The 25,344-nt window shown below is 67.4% G+C and carries 19 protein-coding genes; 12 read left to right on the top strand and 7 right to left on the bottom strand.

Features of this window, described 5'->3' with window-relative positions; genetic code table 11:
- Positions 1-182: excalibur calcium-binding domain-containing protein (locus tag BJG92_RS06815; RefSeq protein WP_232083267.1), on the top strand; the 182-nt coding region annotated here is incomplete at its 5' end.
- Between the two features lie 32 nt (positions 183-214).
- Here the strand turns inward: BJG92_RS06815 and otsB are convergent.
- Entirely contained in the window at positions 215-2,845 is a 2,631-nt protein-coding gene (otsB, locus tag BJG92_RS06810) for a trehalose-phosphatase (RefSeq protein ID WP_232083266.1), read from the bottom strand.
- A 283-nt stretch (positions 2,846-3,128) separates the two neighbouring features.
- Between otsB and BJG92_RS06805 the strand changes: the two genes are divergently transcribed.
- The 7 genes from BJG92_RS06805 to galT all read left to right on the top strand — a co-directional run bounded on the left by BJG92_RS06805 (position 3,129) and on the right by galT (position 12,747).
- Positions 3,129-4,448, top strand: coding sequence for an ABC transporter substrate-binding protein (locus BJG92_RS06805; RefSeq protein WP_232083265.1), 1,320 nt, complete (start codon positions 3,129-3,131; stop codon positions 4,446-4,448).
- Between the two features lie 102 nt (positions 4,449-4,550).
- Positions 4,551-5,429 carry a carbohydrate ABC transporter permease gene (locus BJG92_RS06800; RefSeq protein WP_232083270.1) on the top strand — a complete coding sequence of 293 codons (879 nt, stop codon included), beginning with the start codon at positions 4,551-4,553 and terminating at the stop codon, positions 5,427-5,429.
- Positions 5,426-6,373 (top strand): carbohydrate ABC transporter permease, encoded by a 948-nt coding sequence (locus BJG92_RS06795; protein ID WP_232083264.1) that lies wholly within the window; start codon positions 5,426-5,428, stop codon positions 6,371-6,373. The genes BJG92_RS06800 and BJG92_RS06795 overlap by 4 nt, the downstream gene beginning before the upstream one ends.
- A 2-nt stretch (positions 6,374-6,375) precedes the next feature.
- Entirely contained in the window at positions 6,376-8,469 is a 2,094-nt protein-coding gene (locus tag BJG92_RS06790) for a beta-galactosidase (RefSeq protein ID WP_232083263.1), read from the top strand.
- A gap of 9 nt (positions 8,470-8,478) precedes the next feature.
- Entirely contained in the window at positions 8,479-9,276 is a 798-nt protein-coding gene (locus BJG92_RS06785) for a DeoR/GlpR family DNA-binding transcription regulator (RefSeq protein WP_232083262.1), read from the top strand.
- 59 nt (positions 9,277-9,335) lie between these two features.
- Positions 9,336-11,645 carry an alpha-galactosidase gene (locus BJG92_RS06780; protein WP_232083269.1) on the top strand — a complete coding sequence of 770 codons (2,310 nt, stop codon included), beginning with the start codon at positions 9,336-9,338 and terminating at the stop codon, positions 11,643-11,645.
- Between the two features lies 1 nt (position 11,646).
- Positions 11,647-12,747 carry a galactose-1-phosphate uridylyltransferase gene (gene galT, locus BJG92_RS06775; RefSeq protein WP_232083261.1) on the top strand — a complete coding sequence of 367 codons (1,101 nt, stop codon included), beginning with the start codon at positions 11,647-11,649 and terminating at the stop codon, positions 12,745-12,747.
- Positions 12,748-12,785: 38 nt separating this feature from the next.
- On the opposite strand, the gene BJG92_RS06770 is transcribed toward galT, so the two are convergent.
- Together BJG92_RS06770 and BJG92_RS06765 are read right to left on the bottom strand one after the other, a co-directional pair.
- Positions 12,786-13,775, bottom strand: a complete 990-nt coding sequence (locus BJG92_RS06770; RefSeq protein ID WP_232083260.1) for an LLM class flavin-dependent oxidoreductase — start codon at positions 13,773-13,775, stop codon at positions 12,786-12,788.
- A 126-nt stretch (positions 13,776-13,901) separates the two neighbouring features.
- Positions 13,902-14,711 (bottom strand): hypothetical protein, encoded by an 810-nt coding sequence (locus BJG92_RS06765; protein ID WP_232083259.1) that lies wholly within the window; start codon positions 14,709-14,711, stop codon positions 13,902-13,904.
- Between the two features lie 97 nt (positions 14,712-14,808).
- On the opposite strand from BJG92_RS06765, the gene BJG92_RS06760 reads away from it, so the two are divergent.
- The 4 genes from BJG92_RS06760 to BJG92_RS06745 all read left to right on the top strand — a co-directional run bounded on the left by BJG92_RS06760 (position 14,809) and on the right by BJG92_RS06745 (position 19,283).
- Complete coding sequence (locus BJG92_RS06760) at positions 14,809-15,678, top strand: aldo/keto reductase (protein ID WP_232083258.1); 870 nt, start codon at positions 14,809-14,811, stop codon at positions 15,676-15,678.
- A 53-nt stretch (positions 15,679-15,731) separates the two neighbouring features.
- Positions 15,732-16,433 carry a type 1 glutamine amidotransferase domain-containing protein gene (locus BJG92_RS06755; RefSeq protein ID WP_232083257.1) on the top strand — a complete coding sequence of 234 codons (702 nt, stop codon included), beginning with the start codon at positions 15,732-15,734 and terminating at the stop codon, positions 16,431-16,433.
- 75 nt (positions 16,434-16,508) lie between these two features.
- Complete coding sequence (locus BJG92_RS06750) at positions 16,509-18,194, top strand: helicase HerA-like domain-containing protein (protein ID WP_232083256.1); 1,686 nt, start codon at positions 16,509-16,511, stop codon at positions 18,192-18,194.
- A 96-nt stretch (positions 18,195-18,290) separates the two neighbouring features.
- Complete coding sequence (locus tag BJG92_RS06745; protein WP_232083255.1) at positions 18,291-19,283, top strand: hypothetical protein; 993 nt, start codon at positions 18,291-18,293, stop codon at positions 19,281-19,283.
- Positions 19,284-19,342: 59 nt separating this feature from the next.
- Here BJG92_RS06745 and BJG92_RS06740 read toward each other — a convergent pair whose 3' ends face one another.
- From BJG92_RS06740 to BJG92_RS06725, 4 genes are all read right to left on the bottom strand, one after another.
- Positions 19,343-20,224: an endonuclease domain-containing protein gene (locus BJG92_RS06740; RefSeq protein WP_232083254.1), complete on the bottom strand. Its 882-nt coding sequence runs from the start codon at positions 20,222-20,224 to the stop codon at positions 19,343-19,345.
- Between the two features lie 172 nt (positions 20,225-20,396).
- Positions 20,397-22,361 (bottom strand): NHL domain-containing thioredoxin family protein, encoded by a 1,965-nt coding sequence (locus BJG92_RS06735; RefSeq protein ID WP_232083253.1) that lies wholly within the window; start codon positions 22,359-22,361, stop codon positions 20,397-20,399.
- Positions 22,358-24,511, bottom strand: a complete 2,154-nt coding sequence (locus BJG92_RS06730) for a cytochrome c oxidase assembly protein (protein ID WP_374199765.1) — start codon at positions 24,509-24,511, stop codon at positions 22,358-22,360. Before BJG92_RS06730 ends, BJG92_RS06735 begins: the two co-directional genes overlap by 4 nt.
- Before the next feature lie 138 nt (positions 24,512-24,649).
- The gene (locus BJG92_RS06725) at positions 24,650-24,937 is read right to left on the bottom strand and encodes an HU family DNA-binding protein (protein ID WP_011776355.1); all 288 of its coding nucleotides are present in this window, start codon (positions 24,935-24,937) and stop codon (positions 24,650-24,652) included.
- Between the last annotated feature and the right edge of the window lie 407 nt (positions 24,938-25,344).

Raw genomic sequence — 25,344 nt, 5'->3', positions numbered from 1 at the left:
CGTATGTGGCGCCCGCCCCGGCGCCCGTTCCCGCCGCCCCTGCAGCCCCGGTAGCCCCCGCAGCCGTGTACTACGCGAACTGCGCCGCGGCCCGCGCCGCCGGCGCGGCACCCCTCCACGCAGGGCAGCCCGGTTACCGCCCGGAGATGGACCGGGACAAAGACGGCGTCGCCTGCGAATAGGAGCCACCTGTTGAGGCGGACCGCTGGCGGACCTAGTTCTTCGGCAGGCCGTCCAGCAGCCGTGCGCAGCGGATGAAGCCCAGGTGCGAATATGCCTGCGGATGGTTGCCCAGGTGCCTTTCGGTGCCCGGATCGTACTCCTCCGGCAGCAGTCCGGTGGGCCCGAACAGGTTCACCAGCTGGTCGAACAGGTCCCACGCCTCCTCGATCCGGCCTACCGCCACATAGGCCGCGATCAGCCAGGTGGTGCAAATGTGGAAGCCGCCCTCCAGCCCCGGCAGGCCGTCGTCGTAACGGTAGCGGAACACCGTGGGTCCCACGCGCAGCTCCCGTTCCACCGCCGTGACGGTGTCCAGGAAACGCTGGTCGCCGACGTCCAGCAGGCCCGAGAGCCCGATGTGCAGCACGGCGGCGTCGAGGTCCGGGCTGTCGTACGCCACTGTGTAGGAGGCTGCGGTGTCGTCCCAGCCCTCCCGGAGCACTTCCTCCCGGATCGTGGCGGCCGTGGGCTCCCACGCCGTCGCCGGCGTCCGGCCGTGGCGGGCCGCGGTGCGCAGGGCACGGTCCAGGGTGACCCAGCACATCACCTTGGTGTAGACATGGTGCCGCGGTGCCCGGCGCGCCTCCCAGATCCCGTGGTCCGGCTCGTGCCAGCGGGCCAGCACGGCCGAGGCCATCTGGGCCAGCAGCTCCCAGTGGGCATCGGACAGCACTCCCTGCCGCGCGCTGAGGGCATCGATCAGCTCCGCGATCGGCCCGAACACGTCCAACTGGACCTGGTGGTCCGCGGCGTTCCCGATCCGCACCGGCCGGGATCCGGCGTAGCCCGGAAGGCTTTCTATGATGGCCTCGGTGGAGAGTGGAGACCCGGTCACCGAGTACAGCGGATGCAGCCACTGCGGGCCGGGCGCGCGGGCCAGGATCCGGCCGAGCCAGGCGAGGAAGCCTTCCGCCTCCGACGTCGAGCCGAGGTCCACGAGCGCGTTGACCGTCATGGACCCGTCCCGCAGCCAGCAGTAACGGTAGTCCCAGTTCCGCGTGCCGCCGATCCCCTCCGGCAGCGATGTGGTGGGGGCAGCCAGCACGGCCCCGGTCGGTTCGTGGACCAGCGCCCGCAGCACCAGCGCGGAGCGGCGCACCAAGGACGGCTTCACCGCCGGCAGGTCCAGGCCCTGCACCCAGCGCCGCGAATGGTGCGCGACGGCGGAGCGCCGCCCGGTTTCCTCAGCGGGGGCCGCGTGCTGGGGTTCAGTGTCACCGCAGCGCAGGTTGAGCACCACCGGTCCGTGCCGCAGCTCGACGTCGGCCGTGGCGTTGGCGTGACGGCCGTCCGAGGTGATGGTGAAACTGACTCCGGACGGCGCGAGCAGGACGATCGGGTCCGCCGTCCCAACGACGTGCAGTTCGGCGCCGCGGGCCTCCATGCTGAAGGGCGCGTTCGCGTAGTCCGGGCGGGGCGCGAACACAATCCGCGCCACTCCGGTGCCGGAAAGCACCCGGACCAGGCTGGTGATGCCATCGGGCGCCGGTTCGAGGTAATCGGTGACAGTGACATCGGACCAGCGGGTTTCCACGATCATGGTGCTGTCCACATAACGCTGGCCCAGGACCTGGGAGGACTTGACCGGCTCCACCGAGAAGTGCCCGGCCGCATCCCCGCCGAGGAGGTGCGCGAAGAGCGACCCCGAATCCGGGAGCGGGTGGCTCATCCAGCAGATCTTGGCGTCCGGGCTGATGAGGGCCGTCGAGGAGCCGTTGCCGATCATCGAATGCCGTTCGAGGCCGACGGCGTCCTCACCGAACAGCCACGCACGCCGCAGTTCAAACAGGATGGCAAGCACCCGGGCGAACGACTCCGGATCCCTGATCCGGTGCGCGGCCGCCGTCTCCCCGTCCCCCACCCGCAGGCCCACGTCCGGGCCGCGGAGGGTGGCTAGGGCGTGCTCGTCGCTGGCGGCGTCCCCCGCGTAGAGGGCGGCGCTCACGCCAAGCATGGAGCGCAGGTGATCGAGGGCGGCGGCCTTGGACGGCTGCACCACCGACAGGTCCAGGACCGAGCCGTCCACGATGAAGTGCAGGCCATGGGCACGCGCGATCTGCTGCGCCTGTTCGGCTGCCTGGGCCCTGACCTCCGGCGTGGCGTGGTTGGTGTGGACGCCTACCCCTGCGGGTTTCCGTTCAATGGTGATGCCGCGGTAGGCGCCGATGGTCTCGGCGAGCGCCTGGCCGGTCTGCTGCAGCACCGATTCTGTGGCGAGGGACAGCCCGTGGGCGTACCCCATGTCGAACTCGGCGCCGTGGGAGCCGACGAGGTGCACCTCGGCGGGGAGCCTGGAGACGGCGGCGAGGTCGCGCAGGGACCGCCCGGAGATGACGGCGGCGTGGGTGTTAGGGAGGGCGGCAAGGGCCCGGAGTGCAATCGCGGCGCTGGCCAGCGGCAGGGTTTCGGTGGAGGTGCCCTCCATGTCGCACAGTGTTCCGCCGTAATTGCAGGCCACGATCAGCCCCGGCGCGCGGGCCAGGCTCTTGAGTTCGGCCAGCAGCTGGGGTGTCAGCCCGTCGTCGGCGGCATTGGTCTGGACAAAGGCGCGCAACAGGCCCAGCGGCAAGGATTTTGTCAGGAGGGCAGAGTCGGCAAGGGACTGGTTGAGTGGGGTGGGCATAGGCGGAGTCCTTCTGGTAGTCCCCAATGCCTGCAAGAGTCCGTCCGGTGAAGGACGCACTTCCAGTATCCTCCCGGCCATATTTCGTGCGGGTGTCCCGGCTGTTGCAGCTAGGTAACGTCTTCGGCCGCCCGGACTTTTCAGTCGGGCGTACCGCTGAAGCGGTACGCCCGTATCCTGCTGGAAATGTTCCTTTTTGCCTCTTGACGTTCCTTATTGTTCGGTTATGATTCATTATTATGTGAGTTGACTCACAGCATCCGTTGATTTCAAAGGAGAAACCATGTCCATGCATGAAGATGCGCTGCGGAGGGCTTCGAGCCAGGCCGGATTGGACCGCCGTACGCTGCTGAAAACGTTGGGCGTGGGCGCCGTCGCCATGGCCGGGGTTCCCCTGCTGGCGGGCTGCACCGGCGGCACCGCACCGTCCGCCAGCGGCGGCGCCAAGACCGTGACCTTCGGTTCCGGTTCCTCGGACGAAGTTCCCAAGGCCGCCTACAAGGCCGTCACGGACGCCTTTGAGAAGAAGTCCGGCGCTAAGGTCAGCACCAACGTTGTGCCGCACAACGACTTCCAGAACAAGATCAACACCTACCTTCAAGGCAGCCCCGACGACAGCTTCACGTGGTTCGCCGGCTACCGGATGCAGTACTACGCAGACAAGGGATTGCTTGCCCCGATCGACGATGTCTGGGAGAAGATCGGGGGCAACTACTCCGAGGCCCTGAAGAAGGCGTCCACCGGTGCCGACGGAAAGATGTACCTGGTACCGAACTACAACTATCCCTGGGGCTTCTTCTACCGCAAGAGCCTGTGGGCCGAGAAAGGCTACCAGGTCCCGAAGACCTTCGATGAGCTCACTGCACTGTCGAAGAAGATGCAGGGCGACGGCCTGATCCCCATCGAATTCGCGGACAAGGACGGCTGGCCCGCCATGGGCACCTTCGATTACCTGAACATGCGCCTCAACGGCTACAAGTTCCACATGGACCTCACCGCCCACAAGGAAAGCTGGGACCAGAAAAAGGTCAGCGACGTGTTCGACACCTGGAAGGCACTGCTGCCCTACCAGAACCCCAACGCCCTGGGCATGACCTGGCAGGACTCGGCAAAGAACCTCGGCGACAAGAAGTCCGGCATGTACCTGCTCGGATCATTCCTCACCCAGCAGTACACGGACAAGACGGTCGCGGACGACATCGATTTCTTCCCGTTCCCGGAGATCGCGATGGAAGGCCAGGACGCAATCGAAGCCCCCATCGACGGTCTGCTGCTGTCCAAGAAGGGCGGCCAGAACCAGGCCGCCAAGGACTTCCTCGCCTACCTCGGCACTCCGGAGGGACAGGACGTCTACGCGTCCGTCGACTCCGCGAATATCGCCACCGCAAAGGGCGCCGACACCTCCAAGTTCTCGCCGTTGAACAAGAAAATGGCGGACGCCATCAGCAACGCCAAGAGCATCAGCCAGTTCTTTGACCGCGACGCCCTCCCGGCCATGGCCAACAACGTGATGATCCCGGCGCTGCAGTCCTTCATCAAGGACGGCAACGTGGATGTCAAGAACCTGGAAGCCCAGGCCAAATCGCTCTACGCCGCCCAGTAGCAGCACGCGATATCGAGCAAGGAATCTCTAGTGAGCACAAGCAACACAACCGCTGCCGGGGCACAATCCACCGCGCGCGCCCCGGCAGGGCGGGTCCGGCGGATGTCCCGCCGAGACAAATGGATACTCGGCTTCATGGTGGGGGTCCCCACCCTGATCCAGCTTGTCCTGGTCTGGATCCCCACGCTGCTCTCGGCGGCACTGTCCTTCACCCGGTGGAACGGGCTGAGCCTGGCCGACATCAAGGGCGCCGGGCTGGAAAACTACCGGTTCATCGCCAACGACTACCCGCCGTTTTGGCCGGCCGTCCAGCACAACGTGCTGTGGCTGGTCTTTCTGTCCCTCATCGCCACCCCCCTTGGCCTGCTGCTAGCCATCCTCCTCGATCAGAACATCCGCGGCACCAGGATCTACCAAAGCATTTTCTTTACTCCGGTCATGCTGTCGCTGGCCCTGATCGGCGTCATCTGGCAACTGTTCTACAACCGGGACAGCGGGCTGCTGAACTTCCTGCTGGGGACCGCCGGAACCCCGCAGGCCGTCGACTGGTTCGGTGACTCCAGCGTCAACATCTGGGCAGCCCTGGTTGCAGCCACGTGGCGTCACGCCGGCTATGTGATGATCCTCTACCTGGCCGGGCTCAAGGGCGTTGACCCCACCCTGCGGGAAGCGGCCCAGATCGACGGCGCAAATGCGACGCAGACGTTCTTCCGGGTCATCTTCCCGGCCATGCGGCCCGTCAACGTGATCGTCATCGTCATCACGGTGATCGAATCGCTGCGCGCCTTTGACATCGTTTACGTCATCAACCGCGGCACGAACGGCCTCGAACTCATCAGCGCCCTCGTGATCCAGAACCTGGTGGGCGAAGGACAGGTGATCGGCGTCGGCTCCGCCCTCGCCGTCATCCTCCTGGTCATCTCGCTGGTTCCCATCACGTTCTACCTGTCCCGGGCCTTCGGAAAGGACAAAGAGGCATGAGCATCATCAAGCCGGCCCCTGCCGCACCCACTGACACGGGCAACACCGCCGCCGCAGGGCAGCGCACCGGCACTGGCGGCAGGAGCCGGGGTCCCGCCCGGAAGCACTTCGGCATCCACATCTTCCTGACCGTGATGGCAGCCATGTGGCTGGTGCCGCTGGGCTGGACGGTCTTCACCTCCTTGCGGCCCAAGGCCGACACCGACAAGTACGGCTACTTCAGCCTCGGCGGGTCCTTCAATTTCGACAACTTCGTCGAGGCCTGGACCCGGGGCGGGTTTGCACAATATGCCTGGAACTCCGCGCTGATCACCATCCCCTCGGTCATCCTGATCTTGTTCCTCGCCTCGATGATGGCCTTCGCCGTCAGCCGGGTGTCCTGGAAATTCAACGTTACGCTGCTGATCATGTTTACGGCCGGCAACCTCCTGCCGCCCCAGGTTCTCGCCGCTCCCCTGTTCCAGATGTTCAAGCAACTGGAGCTCCCGTACAGTGTCAGCGATTCCGGAAACCTTCTTAACACCTACATCAGCGTCATCGCCGTCGACACGGCCTTCCAGATCGGCTTCGTGACGTTCGTGCTCTCCAACTACATGAAGGCGCTCTCCTCCGAGCTGACGGAGGCCGCCCTGGTGGACGGCGCCGGCATCTGGCGGCAGTACTGGGAGATCATCCTCCCCCTCTGCCGGCCGGCACTCGCCGCGATGGGCACGCTCGAGGTCATCTTCATCTATAACGACTTCTTCTGGCCGCTGCTCTTTATTCAGAGCGGTGATCGGCTCCCGCTGACGACGGCCGTGAACAACCTGCAGGGCCAGTTCCTCTCGGATTACAACCTGATCGCCGCGGGAGCCATGATCACGGCCATTCCTGCCCTCATCATCTACCTGCTCCTGCAGCGGCACTTCGTGGCCGGCCTGACGCTCGGCTCCAGCAAAGGATAAACGTGCACTTCAACACCAACCAGAACGACAACGCCATGGACTACATCACCGCCCGCCTGGGCTCCGAGGGGTCCCCGATGCTGGCGTTCGGCGGGGATTACAATCCGGAGCAGTGGCCGGAAGAAACCTGGGACGAGGACGTCCGGCTCATGCGGGAGGCAGGCGTCAACCTGGTCAGCGTCGGCATCTTCAGCTGGTCGTTGCTGGAACCGTCCGAGGGAGTCTACGAATTCGGCTGGCTGGACCGGGTGCTGGACCTGCTGCACGCCAACGGGATCCGGGTGGACCTGGCCAACGCCACTGCCTCGCCGCCGCCGTGGTTCAGCCACAAGTACCCGGAGTCCCTTCCGGTGACGGCCGACGGCGTGCGCCACAGCTACGGCTCCCGGCAGGCCTTCGCCGCCTCCAGCCGGGACTACCGCCGGGCTGCGGCCGCCCTGACCGAACAGATTGCCCTGAGGTACAAGGACCACCCCGCGGTGGTCATGTGGCACGTGCACAATGAGTACGGCTGCCACAACCAGCCCGACTTTTCCGACGGCGCCGCCGCCGGCTTCCGCAGCTGGCTGGAAAACCGCTACGGGACCATCGAAGCCCTGAACCACGCGTGGGGCACCGCGTTCTGGTCCCAGCGCTACTACGCCTGGGCGGAGATCCTGCCGCCGCGGACCTCTGGAACGTGGGTGAACCCCACCCAGCAGCTGGACTTCGCCCGGTACTCCTCGGACGAACTCCTCGAGTGCTACAAAGCCGAGGCGCGGATTATCCGCTCGCATTCCGGGCATCCGGTCACCACGAACTTCATGGGTTTCAGCATGGGCCTGCACCAGCCCGTGGACTACTGGCGCTGGGCCGAACAGATGGACGTCGTGTCCAACGACCACTACCTGGTTGCGGAAGACCCGCGGAACTTCCAGGAACTGGCGGCCACCGCGGACCTCACCCGGGGCTGGGCGCAAGGCAAACCGTGGCTGCTGATGGAGCACTCCACATCCGCGGTCAACTGGCAGCCGCGCAACATCGCCAAGGCGCCCGGGGAAATGCTGCGCAACTCGCTGCAGCATGTCGCCCGCGGCGCGGACGGCGCTCTCTTCTTCCAGTGGCGGGCATCCCGCGCCGGCGCCGAGAAGTTCCACTCCGGGATGCTCCCGCATGCAGGTACCGAAACCAAGGTCTGGCGGGAAGTCGTCCAGCTCGGCCAGGCGCTGCGCAGCCTGGCCGAGGTCGCCGGCTCAGTAGTGACGGGCGCGTCCGGCAGCATCGACGTCGCCATCATCCATGACACCGATGCCCGCTGGGCCTCGGAACTGGATTCGCACCCCAGCGTGGACGCCTCCAACATCGCCGAGACCCGCCGCTGGCACGATGCCTTCTACCGCGCGGGTATCCCGACGGATTTCCGCCAAAGCACCGACGATCTCTCCGGCTACCGCCTCGTGGTGGTGCCGATGCAATACCTCGTCACGGATGCCGGCGCCGCGAACCTCGACGCCTACGTCAGGTCCGGCGGCCACCTCGTTGTGACATATTTCTCCGGAATCGCGGACGAAAATGACCACATCCGCCTCGGCAGCTACCCCGGCGCCTTCAGTGACCTGCTGGGCGTGCGGATGGAAGAGTTTTTCCCCCTGCGGGAGGCAGAAACGGTCCCGCTCAGCGCTTTCGGTGCCGGGTCCTGCTGGAGCGAACTCGGCCGGGCAACCACCGCCGAGGTGCTTGCCCAGGTGGAGGTCGGTCCAGTTGCCGGTTCCCCGGCGGTGACCCGCAACCACGCCGGCAAGGGCCGTGCCTACTACGTGGCGACCTCATTGTCCGCTGACGGTCTCGCCGGGTTCCTTCCCATAGTCTGCGCCGATGCGGCTGTGGCGCCGCTAGTGCCGGACCTTCCGGCCAATGTGGAAGTTGTCCGGCGCAGCCGGGAGGGGACGGACTGGACGTTCTGTATCAACCACGGCATGGACGACGTCCGGCTCCCGCTTTCGGGTGTAGAACTTATCAGCGGCGGGGACGTCGACGGCGGCCTCAGCCTGGCAGCAGGCGGCGTCGCGGTTCTCCGCTCCCGCGGTCCTCTTTCACCACGCCAGCCGATTCACTAAGGACACGAGATGCTAGCCGCAGCCCGCCACTCAGCCATCGTCGCGGAAGTCCAGCGCGAACGGATCGTCCGCGTCACGGACCTCGCGAAGCTGCTCGGAGTGTCCCTCATGACCGTCCGTCGGGACATCGAGGCCCTCGACGCGGCGGGGACCCTGGAGAAGATCCACGGCGGGGCCAAGCTCCCGGGCGGCGCCGGCACGCACGAACCCGGCTTCGACCTTAAGCTGACCCAGTTGCCTGAGGAGAAAATGGCGATCGCACATGAGGCGGCCGCCCAGGTGCGCGAAGGCATGGCAGTAGGTCTCAGCGCCGGCACCACCACCTGGGCACTGGCGCACCTGCTGTCCGCCGGGCCGCGGATCACGGTGGTGACCAACTCGGTGCGGATCGCTGACGTCTTCTATCAGGGGGCTTCGCCGTCCACAGTGATCCTCACCGGCGGTGAACGTACCCCCTCGGACGCCCTCGTCGGTCCGCTGGCGACCTCCTCCCTGAAGCAACTGCACCTCGATGTGCTGTTCCTCGGCGTCCACGGCATTGATTCTGTTGCCGGGTTCACCACCCCGAACGTCCTGGAGGCGGAAACGGACCGGGCCTTCGTCGCGGCGGCCCGCCGTGTAGTGGTGCTGGCCGACCACACCAAGTGGGGGACCCTGGGCATCAGCACCATTGCCGACCTCGAGGACGCGGATGAGCTCATCAGCGATGACGGGCTGGGCGGCGAAGCCCGGCGCATCCTCGGCGAGCGCGTGGGCCGGCTGCTTCTGGCTGGCAACGGGACCGCCACCAGTGCTGCCGCCGGCTGAACGGCCGCGCACCTCCTGAACCCGACGCCTACGACAAGCTTGGAGCTGCCGTGAACCACCTGAACCCGACGACCCTGTCCGGGAGCGCCCCTCCTCCGGAGCCACCGCACGGTCCGCTGCATTTGAGGCGCTCCGGAACGTCCGTACTGATCGACTTCAGCGCTGGCGAGCCGGCTGTGCTGCACTTCGGCGCCGACCTCGGCCCGGAGCTGCCGGACCTTGCGCTGCTGGTCGATCCTGTTGCCCCCTCGTCCCTGGACATTCCCGTGACGCTGGGATTGATCCCGCAGGCGTCCTCCGGCTGGCGGGGCCGTCCCGGCCTCCGCGGCCACCGGGACGGCCAGGCGTTCTCTGCCCGCCTCCGGGTGGTCTCCGTGACGGCGACGGACGGCACGATGCCGTCGGGAACCGGGCGGGGCGAAACGGCCCACTGTTCGGCCGTGATCACGCAGTCGGACCCCGTGGCCGGGATCAGCGTCAGCACCGAACTCAGGATCAACGAGGGCGGGCTGCTGCAGCTCCGGCACAGCCTGAGCAACGAGGGCCCGCACAACTACCGGCTCGAGGAACTCGCGGCGGTGCTGCCCGTGGGGCGTGCCGCTACGGAAATCCTGGACCTCACGGGCCGCTGGTGCCGCGAGGCCCACCCCCAGCGTTTGCCGATGCGGCAGGGCACGTGGGTTCGCTCCGGCCGGCACGGACGCACGGGCCACGATTCCCCGCTGCTGCTGGCAGCGGGAACCCCCGGGTTCGGCAACCGGCACGGCCAGGTCTGGGCCGTGCACCTGGGCTGGAGCGGCAACCACGAGAGTTTCGTCGAAACGATCGGCGACGGCCGCTCGATCATCGGAGCCTCGGAGCTGCTCGGCTCCGCCGAGGTCACCCTCGACGCGGGCGGCCGTTACGAGACGCCTTGGCTTTTCGCCGCCTACTCGGACGCCGGGCTGGACGGCATCAGTGAAGCGTTCTATTCGTGGTTCCGAGCACGCCCGCACCATCCGGGCCGCCGGTCCGGCAAGCCTCGCCCTGTTGTGCTGAATGTCTGGGAAGCGGTGTACTTCGACCACCGGCTGGAGACTTTGCTGGAGCTGGCAGAATCCGCCGCGGGTCTCGGCGTCGAACGTTTTGTCCTCGACGACGGCTGGTTCCGGGGCCGCCGCAACGACCGCGCCGGGCTCGGCGACTGGTATGTCGACGAAGAGCTCTGGCCGGCGGGGCTCACCCCCCTGATTGACGCCGTCACCGCTCACGGGATGGAATTCGGCCTGTGGGTCGAGCCGGAAATGGTCAACGAGGACTCGGACCTCGCCCGTGCCCACCCGGACTGGATCTCAGGCCCGGGACCGTCTTCCCCTAGGACCGGCGCACCGGTCCGGCTACCGCAGCGCTGGCGGCACCAGCAGGTGCTGGACCTGGCCAACCCGGCGGCCTGGCACTACATCTTCGACCGGCTGGACTCGCTCCTGAGCGAGTACCGGATCAGCTACCTCAAATGGGACCAGAACAGGGATCTGGCGGAAATGGGCCACGAGGGCAGCCCGTCGGCCCACGCCCAGACCCTGGCCGTGTACCGACTGCTGGATGAGCTGAGGAAGGCCCATCCGGGGGTCGAGATCGAGAGCTGCTCCTCGGGCGGCGGCCGCGTGGATCTGGGCATCCTGGAACGCACGGACCGGATCTGGGCCTCGGACTGCAACGACGCCCTGGAACGCCAGACCATCCAGCGGTGGACCGAAGTGGTGGTTCCCCCGGAGCTCGTGGGATCGCACATCGGCCCCACCACTTCGCACACCACGGCACGCACGCACGAGCTGTCCTTCCGCGCCATCACGGCCATGTTCGGCCACTTCGGCCTGGAATGGGACGTCCGCCAGCTCGCGGACGGCGAACGCGGCGAGCTGGCGGCCGCGATAGCGGCCTACAAGGACCACCGGGCGCTGTTGCACAGCGGCCGGATGGTGCGGGCCGATGAACCGGACCCCGCCCTGATGCTGCACGGGGTGGTCTCCCACGACGGCTCCGAAGCGCTGTTCGCCCTGGTGTCAGTGGCGACGTCGTTCTCCGAAGTCCCCGGACGGGTGGCGCTGCCCGGGCTGCTGCCGGAGCGAAATTACCGGGTACGGCTTGCCTACCCGGTCGCCGGGACCGGGCATCCCTTCACCCAGGTAATCCCGCCCGCCTGGCTGGCGTCGGGTCTTGAGGCGACCGGCCGTTTCCTGGCCGAGGCCGGGCTGCCGATGCCGGTCCTAAACCCGGAACACGGCGTGTTGCTGCACGTGCGGGCAGCTTCTGCTGACAAAGGTGCGGGCCGCTACTCGACGGCCGAGGCAGTTGCCGGCGCAGTTATCAACGCAGGGAAAGGCCTCTAGCATGGCCCAGATCGCTAAGCGGTCCTTTCAGCTCTCCGATGGCCGCGACATCATCTATTTCGACGATGCGGATACTGCGCTGTCCCCGGAACGGGCACCGGATCTGCGCGAACCCGCCGCCCGGCCCGCCACGGCAACCATGCGCCAGGACGTCCTGACCGGCGAATGGGTTTCGGTGGCGTCGGCCCGGCAGAACCGGGTGGTCCTGCCCCCGGCGCATCTGGACCCGCTGGCGCCGGCCTCTGCGGAGAACGCCTCCGAAGTCCCCAGCCACTACGATGTTGCGGTTTTCGAGAACAAATCACCATCTTTCGGCCCGGCCCTGGAAGGTCCGGACGCACCGGAGGGGCTCGAGGACTTGTCCCGGATCGGGCTCGGCCGCCGGCTGCAGTCAGTGGGCCGGTGCGAAGTCGTGTGCTTCTCCCCGGAACACACAGGTTCGCTCGCCGGAGTGTCGCTGTCCCGGATGCGGACCGTGGTGGAGGCCTGGGCGGACCGGACGGCGGCTCTCTCCGCCATGCCGGGTGTCCAGCAGGTATTCCCCTTCGAGAACCGCGGGGAGGAGATCGGCGTGACGTTGCACCACCCGCATGGGCAGATCTACGCCTACCCCTTCATCACACCGCGCACCCAACAACTCATCCGCTCGCTGGAGAGCTACGGCAGTTCACTCTTCGAGGACGTCCTCGGCTTCGAGCAGCAGTCCGGGCGGGTAGTGCTCCAGGGCGAACACTGGACCGCCTTCGTCCCCTTCGCAGCGCGCTGGCCGCTGGAAGTCCATATCCTGCCGCACCGCCAGGTACCGGACCTCGCAGCTACCAGCGACGCGGAACGCGATGAGTTCGCCCTGCTCTACGGCCGTCTGCTCCGCGGCGTGGACGCGCTCTATGCGACGCCGACCCCGTATATCTCCGCCTGGCACCAGGCCCCGGTCCGGGCCCACCGGGACGATATCCGGCTGATGCTTCAGCTGACCTCGCCCCGGCGGGAAGCAGACAAACTCAAGTTCCTTGCCGGTTCGGAGGCGGCGATGGGCGCGTTCATCGCCGATATCCAGCCGGAAACCGCAGCCGCCCGGCTCCGGGAAGCCCTGGAACCGTAGCGGGCCACGGCCGGCAGCGCCCGGGAACAGAAGGGAACCTAGACCCGGACGAGTCCGGCTACCTCCGCCAGCAGTTGCACCGAGCGCAGCCGGGCCTGGCTGCCGGTGCTCTGGTGCGCCAGGATCAGTTCGTCGGCGTCGGCGTGGGCCGTGAACTCCTCCAGGTAATCGAGCACAGTGTCCGGCGTGCCGACGGCGGAATACGTCATCATCTGCGACATATGCTGGCCCTGCGGCGAGTCGAGGATCATGTCCGCCTCGTCGTCGCTGAAGACCTTGCCACCGCCGAAGAACAACGAAACGCGGGAGCGCAACGTGTCCCTGAACATCGCCTGCGCTTCGGCCGCGGAATCCGCTGCGATCACATTGGCACCGGCTATCACGTGGGGGGCGTCCAGCTGCGCTGACGGCTGGAACTCGCGGCGGTACAGGGCGACGGCGTCCCGCAGCGCGTTCGGCGCGAAGTGCGAGGCGAAAGCGTACGGCAGGCCGAGCTGCGCAGCCAGCTTGGCGCCGAACAGCGAGGAACCAAGGATGTACAGCGGGACGTTCGTGCCCTTACCGGGGGTGGCTTCGACGCCTTGGATGCGGGTGGGGCCGGTGAGGTAGCCCTGAAGCTCCAGCACGTCCTGCGGAAAGCTGTCCGATGACATCGGATCGCGGCGCAGGGCGCGGAGGGTGTTTTGGTCGCTGCCGGGGGCCCGGCCCAGGCCCAGGTCGATCCGTCCCGGGTGCAGGGTCTCCAGCGTGCCGAACTGCTCGGCGATCGTCAGGGGCGAGTGGTTGGGCAGCATCACACCGCCTGCGCCAAGCCGGATGCTTTCGGTGTGCGCGGCGACGTGGGCAATCAGCACGCTGGTGGCCGAGGAGGCGATGGCGGACATGTTGTGGTGCTCGGCGTACCAGACCCGCCGGTAGCCCAGCTCCTCGGCAAGCTGCGCCATGGCCACGCTGCCCGCGAGACTCTCGGCCGCCGTCTGGCCCCTGCCGATGGTTGCCAGGTCAAGGATGGATAGCGGAACAGTCACGGAAAATGCCGGCCTTTCGTAGCGGAGCAGTATCTTGGCGGTCGCACCGGTCTCCGGCACTCGCACACTGCACACAACGGTCCCGGCGCCCGGCTTATTTCAGCGGGCCGGGCTCTGTGCTGACGGTCACTTGCACGGGTAGTTGTAGTCCAGTCCGCTGGAAACATACTGCGTCAGGGCCACGCGGCTGCCTGGAGTCAGGCCGGGCAGCGAACAGTTGGCCTTGGCTCCCGTCAGGGAACGGGCTCCCGCAAGCCAGCTGGGCAGTCCGGCGAGCGGGCTGCCGGAAGGGACGGCGCCGGCGATCTGGGCCCACTGGTAGCCGCTGGAATAGAGTCCGACGTCGGCGTTGATGCCCTTGAAGTAGGCGGCCATTCCCTCCAGAGCGGCGACGTTGGCGCCTTTGTCAGCCTGCCAGCTGTTGCCGGTCTCCACGTCCAGCCACCACCGGTACGACGCCGGATCGCTCACCCCGCGGATGGTGGCGTCGTCGTAGGCCTTGGCGTAGCCGTACATGTAGGAGCAGGCCTTGAAGTCCCCGGCGCCGCTGCCGCACGTGCCGTAGGGGTTGGCGACGGCTGCGCCACCGTAGGTGTTCGAACTCGGCCACCAGGACCCCTGCAGGCCCGGATTGGCGGTGTTGACGTAGAGCGCAACCCGCGGCTGGGACGTGAGCTGCGGATCCGGGGCGGTGTTGGCCCAGGCCAGTTGCTGCGCGAGGCACGGATTCGTGGTGTTGGCGAGGCCGCCGTTGACCCCCACGATGGCGAATGCCGGCCGTTTGGGGAGGGTCTTGCCGCATTGCGGCCAGGACACATCGATACCCGCCGGTTCGGAAGCGCGTGGCGGAGCCGCCGTCGCCGGTGGGCTGCCGAGCAGCACCAGACCCAGCGTCATCGCGAGGGAAGCAAGCTTTTGAAGCACCGGGTTAGCCATGCCCAAGCGTACTGCCGAACGTCCCCGGAACACGGGAAACCCGCCCTGCTGCGACCTCGGCTGGAATACTCGGCGGGCTTAGCGGGTTGCCGCCCTTATGAGCCATGACAACTCACAGCATCCGGAAAACTCCGACACGATTGATCTCAAGGACCTGGGAACTGTCCATCGGCTGGGATTCGGCGCCATGCGCATTGTCGGAGACGGCGTCTGGGGTGAGCCGGCTGACCGCGCGGCCGCTGTCGCCGTCGTCCGCCGTGCCGTCGAGCTCGGCGTCGACTTCATTGACACCGCCGATTCCTACGGGCCGAACATCAGCGAGGAGATCCTCGCCGAGGCCCTCCACCCCTATAGGGAGGGGCTGCGGATCGGCACCAAGGTCGGCTTCACCCGCACCGGACCGAACAACTGGGTTCCGGTCGGCCGGCCCGAATACCTCCGCCAGCAGACCGAACTGAGCCTGCGCAAGCTCAAGGTCGACTCCCTCGATCTCCTGCAGCTGCACCGGATCGATCCCAAGGTGGATCCCGAGGAGCAGTTCGCTGTGCTCCGGGACCTCCAGAAGGAAGGCAAGGTCAAGGCCCTGGGCCTGTCCCAGGTCAGTGTCGCCGAGCTTGAGGAGGCCGGCAAGTACTTCACCGTCTCCACTGTGCAGAACCGCTACAACCTCACCGACCGCAGTTCGGAGGACGTGCTCAACTACGCCGAGGAGAACGGGATCGGCTTCATTCCGTGGGCGCCGATCTCCGCGGGCGAACTAGCCGGGCCCGGCGGCCCGCTGGACGAGGCGGCCAAGCGCCTCGGCGCCAGCACCTCGCAGGTGGCCCTCGCCTGGCTGCTGCGCCGCTCCCCCGTCATGATGCCCATTCCGGGCACGGGTTCGGTCAAGCACCTCGAAGAAAACCTGGCCGCCGCCGGCGTCGTCCTCGATGACGCCACGTATGCCGAACTCGAAGCTGCACGCTAAGCCCACTTATTTTCAGCGCCGGCGCGTGTGCGCCGGCAGAACAGGAGCACAACATGGCTAACATTCTGATGGTCGTCTCGGCCGCCGATTCCCTCACGATGCGGGACGGCAGCGAGCACCCCACCGGCTACTGGGCCGAGGAAGTGGTGGTTTCCCACCAGACCCTCCTCGACGCCGGGCACGCCGTCCACATCGCCACGCCCGGCGGCGCGAAGCCCACGGTGGACGAGGTCAGCCTGGCGGCCGAGTCCGCCGGCGGCCAGGACCGCTCCGATGCCTTCCGCAAGTACCTCTCTGACATCGACGCCGAGCTGTCCGCGCCGCTGGTGCTGGCCGACGTCGAGTTCTCCGGTTACGACGCGATCGTGATGCCCGGTGGCCACGGCCCGATGACCGACCTCTACCAGGACGCCGACCTCGGCAAGCTCCTGGTAGCGGCCAACACGGCCGGCAAAGTCATCGCACCGTTCTGCCACGGCCCGGCCGGCCTGTTGAGCGCCACGGACGACGCCGGGCAGTTCGCCTTCGCCGGCCGCCGCCTCACCGTTTTCACCAATGAGGAGGAACTCAACGGCGGCACCGGCCCCAACACGCCGTGGTTCGTGGAGGACGTCCTGAAGGACAAGGGCGCAGTGATCGAGAACTCCGCCGCCTGGAGCTCCCACGTGGTGCGCGACGGCAACCTGATCAGCGGCCAGAACCCGCAGTCCAGTGACGCCGTGGCGAAGGAAGTCCTCAAGGCCCTCGCCGAGTAACAGGGCCAAAAAGCCGCGCCCCTTGCGACGCCCTTAGCCGGGTCCGGCGACGCCGGACCCGGCTAAGCTGTCCGCATGGCCATCAAATCCACTGCAGACAAAGTCGCCACCATCCAAAAGGGGTACACGCTCGAGGGTCCCACCATCGAGCTGGGCGCCGCGATTATCGACGGCGAACTCCACAAGGAAGCCCCCGTCCGGCTCCCGCTGGCAATGATGAACCGGCACGGTCTGGTGGCCGGCGCCACGGGCACCGGCAAGACCGTCACCTTGCACATGATGGCGGAGCAGCTCTCAGCCGCCGGAGTGCCGGTGTTCCTCGCGGATATCAAAGGCGACCTCTCAGGCCTGGCTACCGCCGCCACCGCGACCGAGAAACTCCTGGCGCGCACGGAGAGCATCGGCCAGCCCTGGTCCGGGACAACGTTTCCCGTGGAGTTTCTGGCCCTCGGCGGCGATGGCAACGGCATCCCGGTCCGCGCCACCGTCACCTCTTTCGGGCCCATCCTGTTGTCCCGCATCATGGAACTTAACGCCACCCAGGAATCCAGCCTGCAGCTGGTCTTCCACTTCGCGGACAAGAACAACCTCGAGCTGATCGATCTGAAAGACCTGCGGGCCGTCATCCAGTTCCTCACCTCCGCCGAAGGTAAGGACCAGCTCGAGGAACTGGGCGGGCTGTCGAAGGCGACAGCCGGCGTCATCCTCCGCGAACTGATCACGCTCGAGGCGCAGGGCATGGAGAAGTTCTTCGGCGAGCCCGAGTTCGACACGGCCGAGCTGCTGCGCACCGCACCGGACGGCCGCGGCGTCGTGAGCTGCCTGGAACTGCCCACGCTCCAGACCAAACCGATGCTCTTCTCCACCTTCCTCATGTGGCTGCTCGCCGATCTCTTTGAAGAGCTGCCCGAGGCCGGCGACCTGGACAAGCCCAAGCTCGTGTTCTTCCTGGACGAGGCGCACCTGCTGTTCAACGGCGCCTCGAAGGCCTTCCTGGACGCCATCACCACCACCGTGCGGCTGATCCGGTCCAAGGGCGTCGGCATCTTCTTCGTCACCCAGACGCCCAAGGATGTCCCGGCAGAGGTCCTGGGCCAGCTCGCCAACAGGGTGCAGCACGCTCTGAGGGCGTACACGCCCGAGGACGCCAAGGCCCTCAAGGCCACCGTCTCCACCTTCCCGATGAGCGACTACGACCTGGAGGAGACCCTCACGTCCGCGGGGATCGGCGAGGCCGTCATCACGGTTATGAATGAGAAGGGCGCCCCGACCCCCGTGGCGCTGACCCGGCTCCGCGCGCCGGAATCCGTCATGGGGCCCAGTACCGATGCCCTGATCGCGAGCACCGTGGCCGGCTCGGCACTGCTGCCCAAATATGGCACCGCCGTCGACAACATCTCCGCGTACGAGAAGATCGCGGGCAGGGCCGAGGCCGGCACGGGTGCCCCGGCTGCGCCCGCCGGGGCGGCCCCGGACGGCGGGACTGGGGGCCAGAACGACGTCGACGCCGAGGCCCGGCGGATCGAGGAAGAGATCCTGGGCCGTCCCAGCAGCCGGCCCGCCCCGGCGCCCGAACGTGCCCGGGTGCCCGGACAGCAGGCGCCCGGGGAGACCGGCGGCATGGCCGGCGACCTCGCAGGAACGCTCGGCGGCGCCCTCGGCGGCGGCCTGAAGAGCATGGCCCGCTCGCTGGGCACGCAACTGGGCCGGGAGCTGCTGCGCGGCGTCTTCGGCACCGCCCCCAAGCGCCGCCGGCGGTAGGAGCACGGCGCGGCGCCCGGACAGGGGCCGCGTCGGGGGTGACAGCCTGTGACACATGGATTCCTGTGGGGTGCAGGTAACGTAAGGTACGTGCAAATGAGTCAGGCGTTGGTCAAGATCGCAGCCGGGTGGCTGTTGGGCTTGATGCTTGCCGTGGCCGGAGCAGTGCTCGCGGTCAGCGTGGTCAACGATTCGATCGCGAGCCCCCAGCAGCCTGTCCGTGAATACATGGACGCCCTGAAGAAGGGCGAGGGTGAGAAAGCGCTCGGTCTGCTCCGCGCCCCGGTGCCGCAGAGCAACCCCGCCTTGCTGGACGGAACGGCGCTGCAGACCGCTGCCGCGCGGATCGACGGCGTCAAGTACGGTGACGCCGAGGACCGCGGGGGCAACCAGGTCATGGTGCCGATCGACTACACCATTGACGGCAGCCGCCTGCGCACCGAATTTCTGCTCGAGAAGTCCGGTACGGAGTGGCTGTTCTTCCACAAGTGGGCCTTCGTCCCGGCTGCCCTTCCGGTGCTGGACGTCACCGTGGTCAACTCCAACGAGGCCACGCTCAACGGGGTCCCGGTAAACATGCCTGACGGCCGCAACTCCTTCGCCGCCTTCTACCCGGGCGGGTACGAGGCCACCCTGAACGGTGAATACTTCGCGGCCCCGCCCACCCGCGCCACAGTGTCCGGCCGGGACGCGCCGCCGGCCCCGCTGAACCTCATGACCCAGGCCACCGACGCCTTGAAGGAGGCCGTCAGCGCCAAGGTCAAAGAGTTCCTGGACACGTGTGCGGAGACGGCCGGCGTGGAGCAGAAGCTCCAGCCGGACTGCCCGTTCTACCACGCCACCAACAACCGCGTGGTCGACGGAACCATCGACTGGAGCATCGTCGACTACCCCGGCATCAGCATTGAGCCCTTCGGCGGCCGCTGGGTGGTCGCGCCGCTGAACGGCAAGGCGCGGATCAAGGCCCGCCAGGTGGATCTGTTCACCGGGGCGGTCACCGACCTCAACGCGGTCCACGAATTCAGCTTCACCACACGCCTGGACATTGAGGCTGACACCGTGAAGATCACGCCGCTGCTCAGCTCCTGAAGTGCCCCGAACCGCCGCCGGCGCTGGACCGGCCCGGATTAGACCGCCGTCCCGCGGAACTAGCGCCAGGTTCCTGGCTCCACGGCTTCAAAACTGGGCCGGTGCGGCTGCGGCCACCGAAGTGATCCCCGTGCCAGCACCTCCCGGACCTGCGCCAGGACACTCTCCGGCGCAAAGACGACGTCGTCGTAGAAGAATCGCAGCACGGGCAGTCCTTGGGCCACTGCCGAATTGTCGCGGCGGCGGTCCTTTTTGAACTGCCGCGGTTCAAGGTGGAAGGCCAGCCCGTCAATCTCGACGATGAGGAAACCCTCCAGGAGGAAATCGACCCTGCCCACACCGTCGATCCACACTTGGGTTTCGGTGGCTATGCCGGCATCCCTGAAGAGGACCCGGGCCAGAGTCTCCAGAAGAGAATCGGCGCCCCGCTCGACTCTCGCAACAACGTCGCGGGCCTTTCCGCACCGGTTTCCACCGAGGTGACGGAGCAAGAATCCCAAGTCGATGTCGCCCCGGTTGTACGCGCTTTCCACCATGACCAGAGATTCAAGCGGGGGCAGGCAAAGCAGGGCGTGCAGGAGAACATCCGGCAGGGCCGCCACAGCTCCGCTGGCTCCGGGCCGGGTGAGGGCCCGCCGGTGGCTGACGCAGGAACCGGACCGCCTGCCGTTGCTCTGCCAGTAGTGCGGCTTCGCAGCGGTTTTCAGCTGCCACAGACCGAACCGGGGGGCAGCCGACACGCATGTCAGCAGCGCCCTGGCCCGCATGGCGGCTATCAGTTCGGGGTCCGCACCCGGGAGGGCCAGTACCCCGCGCTCCAGCCGGAGCACATCTCCGCTTCGGACCGCGCTGCGGATCGCCGCGTCTGCGGCGCCCCTTGCCACAACTGCCCGGGTCAATGCCACGCCGCCAACAGAGCCGATGATCTGCACAGGATCCATGTCCCCAAATGTGCAGTGAGCCGGAGCAGCCAACCAAGCGGATAATCCCCTATGTGGACAAGCCTGGCGGGCTGGACCGGCCCATCAGTGACCGTGCCCGGCCCGAACTGGCCCGCAGGCTCCAGCCGGGTGCGGCCAAAACTGGGCCGGCCCGGCACAGCCGTGGCGTCCGCTAATCCATCCCGCGCAGGTCCAGCACCAGCTCGGTGTCACCGTCGGCCTGCAGCAGCACGGGGATGCCCCAGTCCTGCTGGTACAGGTGGCAGGCGGCGTGGTCCGGGATCTCGCCGTCGGCGTCCTCGGGGCCGTCACAGGCAGCGGCACGGGCGGTGATGTGCAGCACGCCCTCGGGGACATCGGAGGCCAATTCCAGTGAGCGGCGCAGGCCCACGGAGGTCCCGCCGCCGGAAACCAGCAGCTCCGGCGGGGTGGAGGAGATCTTCAGCTGGGTGGGGTCGCCCCACCGGTCATCCAGTTTCTGGCCTGTCGGCGCGGTGAAGCGGACGGTCAACTCCAGCAGCCCGGGGGCTACCGGGCTCTTGGGCCGGTGGGTCTGCGCCGCGCCCTCGTCCACCTGCTGGGCTTCCTTCGGAATGGGTACGTAGACCAGCTGGTGTTTGTTCGCCTCCACCACCACCAGCAGCGGCTCGGCGCCGGCCACGCGGGTGTGGTCCACAATCACGTCGGAGGGCTCCGAGAGTCCGCGCGCCAGCGTGGAAACTGTGCCCGTGGCCGGGTCGTAGCGGCGCACGGCACCGTTGTACGTGTCCGCGATCGCCACCGAACCGTCCGGCAGCACAGTGACACCGAGCGGGTGCTGCAGCCGCGCCTCCGCGGCCGGCCCGTCCCGGAAGCCGAAATCGAAGAGTCCCTTGCCGACGGCGGACTCGACCGTGACGGCGCCGTCGTCGGCAATCACGAGCCTGCGCAGGGCGGAGGTCTCGGAGTCTGCCACCCAGATGTTGCCGTCCGCGTCCTCGGCGAGGCCGGAGGACTGGGCAAACCACGCTTCGTTGGCCGCGCCGTCCAGCAGGCCTTCGAGCCCGTTGCCGGCGATGATCGACACAGCGCCGGTGGCGGGGTCGAAGCTGAAGATCTGGTGCACGCCTGCCATCGCAACGATGACCGCGTTCAGCCTGGCGGACCACACGACGTCCCACGGTGAGCTCAAGGACACCTGCAGCGGATCCGCTTCCAGCCGGGCGCCGTAAGCGGCGCCCTCCTCGTCGACGCGGGCGGGGCCGGTTTCGAGCAGCCGCTGCACGCCGTTGCCGGCCAGGGCGCGGACGTGCCCGTCCGCGAGGGACAGCCCGCGCAGGCGGTGGTTGACGGTGTCGGCAACCACGACGTCGTAGCCGGCCGTGGCAGCGACGCCTTCCGGCAGCAGGACCAGGCCCTGCGGCTCGTTGAACCGGGCCGAGGCGGCGCCGCCGTCAGCGAATCCCTTGTCCCCGGAGCCGTAGGTTGCCAGCACCGTCTCGAAATCGGTCGAGAGTTCCACGAGGCGGTGGTGGCCGGTGTCGGTGACCAGCCAGGAGCCGGCGTCGCCCGCCGCGTCAGAACCGCCCCGCCCGGGCGGGAGGAAGAGGGCCTTGCCCGGGAACCGGAGCGTCCCGGATGTCGCTTCGGGCGCCACGTAGGGCCCGTCGCCGCGGTGCAGGGTGCCCTTGGCCTCGTGCTCGGCGATCAGTTCGGGGATCAGCACGGCAAGGCCGTCGGCGTGGCCTTCGCCGGAGAGGTGGGCGACGATGTAGCCCTCGGGGTCAATGACCACCAGGGTGGGCCAGGCGCGGGCCGTGTAGGCCTTCCAGGTGTCCAGCTCGGGATCGTCCAGGACGGGGTGGCGGATCTCGTAGCGTTCGACGGCGGCGGCCAGGGCCACGGGATCGGCCTCGTGCTCGAACTTGGGCGAATGCACACCGACGGTCACGAGGACATCGGAGTACTCCTGCTCCAGCGGGCGCAGTTCGTCGAGGACGTGCAGGCAGTTGATGCAGCAGAACGTCCAGAAGTCCAGGAGCACGATCTTGCCGCGCAGGGCTTCGAGGTCCAGGGATTTGCCGCCGGTATTGAGCCAGTTGCGGCCCACCAGTTCGGAGGCCCGGACCCGGAGGTGGGTGCGTACGGTTTCGGTCATGAACGTCCTTCCAGCTTCGAATTGCGTTCGGCAAGCCTGGCGTCGCGCTCGGCCAGCTTGGCAAACATGTCGTTATAAGCAGTGAGATCGGCGTCGTTATTCCTGTCCGCCGCCCGGTCGGTGCGTTTGGACTCGCGCGCATCCGAGCGGGACCACATGACGGCGACACCGATTGCCACCAGGAGTGTGGGCACCTCGCCGATGCCCCAGGCCACCGCGCCGCCCATTTGCTGGTCGAGGAGGGCGGGGGCGCCCCAGGTCCGGCCGAGGTTGCCGAAGTAGTCCGCGGCCAGCAGCCCGGTGCCGCCCATGATCGCGACCCCGAAGAAGGCGTGGAAGCCCATGGTGGCCAGCAGGAGCAGCAGCCGCATGGGGTAGGGCGCACGGCGCGGCAGCGGGTCGGTGCCGATCATCGTCAGCACAAAAATGTAGCCCGTGAGTGCGAAGTGCAGGTTCATGAGCTCGTGGCCCACGTGGTCCCGCATGGCGTAGCCGAACGCTTCCGAGTAGTAGAACAGCACGATCGAGCCGGCGAAGTTGGCGGCCGCAAACAGCGGGTGCGTCACCAACTGCGAGAACTTCGAGTGCACGAAGATCAGCAGCCATTCGCGCGGCCCGCGGGAACTGTCCCTGCGCGGCGTCAAAGCCCGGAGAGCCAGAGTCACCGGGGCGCCGAGGACCAGGAAGATGGGCGCAACCATGGTCAGGGCCATGTGGTCCACCATGTGCGCGGAGAACATCACCCGGCCGTAGACCGACGGCGGCCCGGACGTCACATAGGTGAGCACCGCCAGCCCGATCACCCAGTTGACCGCGCGGAACCAGGACCATTTGTCCCCGCGCTGGAGCACCTTCCGGATACCGAGGAAGTAGCTCACGAGTCCAAAGCCTGCGACGGCGACCCACAGCCAGTCGAGCCGCCACTCGGTCAGCCAGCGCTCTGGCGTGAGTTCCGGTGGCAGATCGTAGCCGGAGAGGATGAAGGCCGGGGAGGCATCGGGGGCGAAGGTGGCGGGCTGCGGCGGCGCGGAGCGTCCGAGCGCGACCGCGATTCCCGACGTCGCCCCCATGATCAGCAGCTCCGCCGCGACGAGCTGCCAGAGCACGCGGCGGGCGGACAGGCCGCTGCCCGGGCTGCCCAGCTGCGGGATGACCCATTGGCGGTGCATGAGGCCGATGCCGCCGAGGACCAGGGTCGCGGCCGCCTTGGCCAGGATGAGCTGGCCGTAGGAGGAGCCGAAGAGGTCACCCCAGGATGTGACGCGGATGCTGGCATTGACCACACCCGAGGCGAAGACCAGGACGAAGGCAAACCCGGCCAGCGCGGAGAAGCGGCGGAGCGTCGGCTCGGTGATGTCGGAACGGCGATCTGCCGCCGTCCTGGCGCCGGCCAGGACGTTGGAGAGGAGTGCCAGCACGATGATGCCCCCCACCCAGGCCGAGACGCCCACGAGGTGCAGGCCGAGTGAGTTGATGGCGCCTTCGTGGTCATCCGAGCTGGAGGAGTGTCCGATCAGTGCTGCGGGCACCAGCCCGATCAGGGACAGCACAAGAACTGCTGCCAATGCGCCCCGGGACCGGACGCCGAACAGTGCTGTGGTGACCACAGCAGCAATGATGACCACCGACAGCCAGGCCCGGCCGGTCTCGATGTCCGTCATGAAGAAGACCAGGGAACGGGTGAACTCGGGGTCCCCGGAGATTCCCTGGCCCGCGATGTCCGAGTAGCTCAGGACGAGCACGGCGATCGCGGAAAGGGTCCAGGTGGCCCCGGCGGCCGCGGCCACTGCCAGTGCGCGGGAAAACGCCGGATGCTCCGGCGCGTCCTTGTCTTTCGACCTTGAGCTTGCGTGGCTCCTCGGCAGGATTCCGACGGCGAAGAGCAGACCGCCGATGACGGTGGCCAGGGAGACGTTGTGGACGGCCTTGCTGACGGGAAGCCCCCAGCGGACCAGGGCGCCCGGGTCCGAGACCTGGCGCGCCGCTGCGGCGCCGGAAAACAGCAGCGCTGCTGCCAGTCCGACGAACAGCGCTACGACGCCGGCAAGCTGCCAGCCGCGGGAGATCCCGGTGGCGCCGGCAGGACGCCGTACTCCCGCTGCGGGGGGCGGCGGGGTGGAGGTAGTACTGGAACTGGCTGCAGAAGGCACAACTCCATTGTCCGCTAAGCCGGCCCGCTCAACGAATCGGCGGGGGCGCCGGCGCCGGCGCTGTCCCCCCGGCGGTCCTTAAAGGCCAAAGGAGCGGCAACCCGGGGGTTGCCGCTCCTTTCAGGCGTTAAGAGAAGACTACTTCTTCTTGGCGACTGCAGCCTTCAGCTTGGAGCCCGCGGTCAGCTTGACGCTGTGGCCGGCGGCGATCTGGATGGTCTCGCCCGTCTGCGGGTTGCGGCCGGTGCGAGCTGCACGGTCGGTGCGCTCCACTGCGAGCCAGCCCGGGATGGTGATCTTTTCGCCCGCGGCGACAGAGGTCTCGAAAACCTCGAACAGTGCATCCAGCACGGAGTTGACGGCTGCCTGGCTGGTGCCAGCCTTGCCTGCTACCTCTGCAACAAGTTCACTACGGTTCTTAGCCATTTATGTCCTCCTGGACGGTCATGAGTTCTGGAGCCTGCACACGGCATGCGCACAAGCCACTGTTCGAAAACTTACCAGCTTGCCGCCGCGGAGGTGACAAATTCCGCGTGTTTTCGGCGTTTTTCAGGGAAAAACCCCGATATTGGGGCCATTCGAGGCCATATTCCGCCGATAGCGGACGGACCCGCCCGCGGCTGCGGCGAACCCCGGACCCTGCGGTTCCGGATCGCCGGCACCCGCCTCTCCGGTGGTGTTACCCAGCGCCCGACGGCGGCGGGCCGCCCCTGCTGGCAGGTGCCCCATTGCCCCCTACGGCGGCCTTGTGTGGCGTTAAAGTGGGAGAGCCTCCAACCTGGTGGTTGGAGGCTCTCGACCTGAATGATGTTCCGGCGGTGACCTACTCTCCC

The sequence above is a fragment of the Arthrobacter sp. SO5 genome (assembly GCF_020532805.1).
GTDB lineage: Bacteria > Actinomycetota > Actinomycetes > Actinomycetales > Micrococcaceae > Arthrobacter.
The sequence above is the reverse complement of the archived record's forward strand: the minus strand, read 5'-3'. Positions and strand labels throughout refer to the sequence as shown.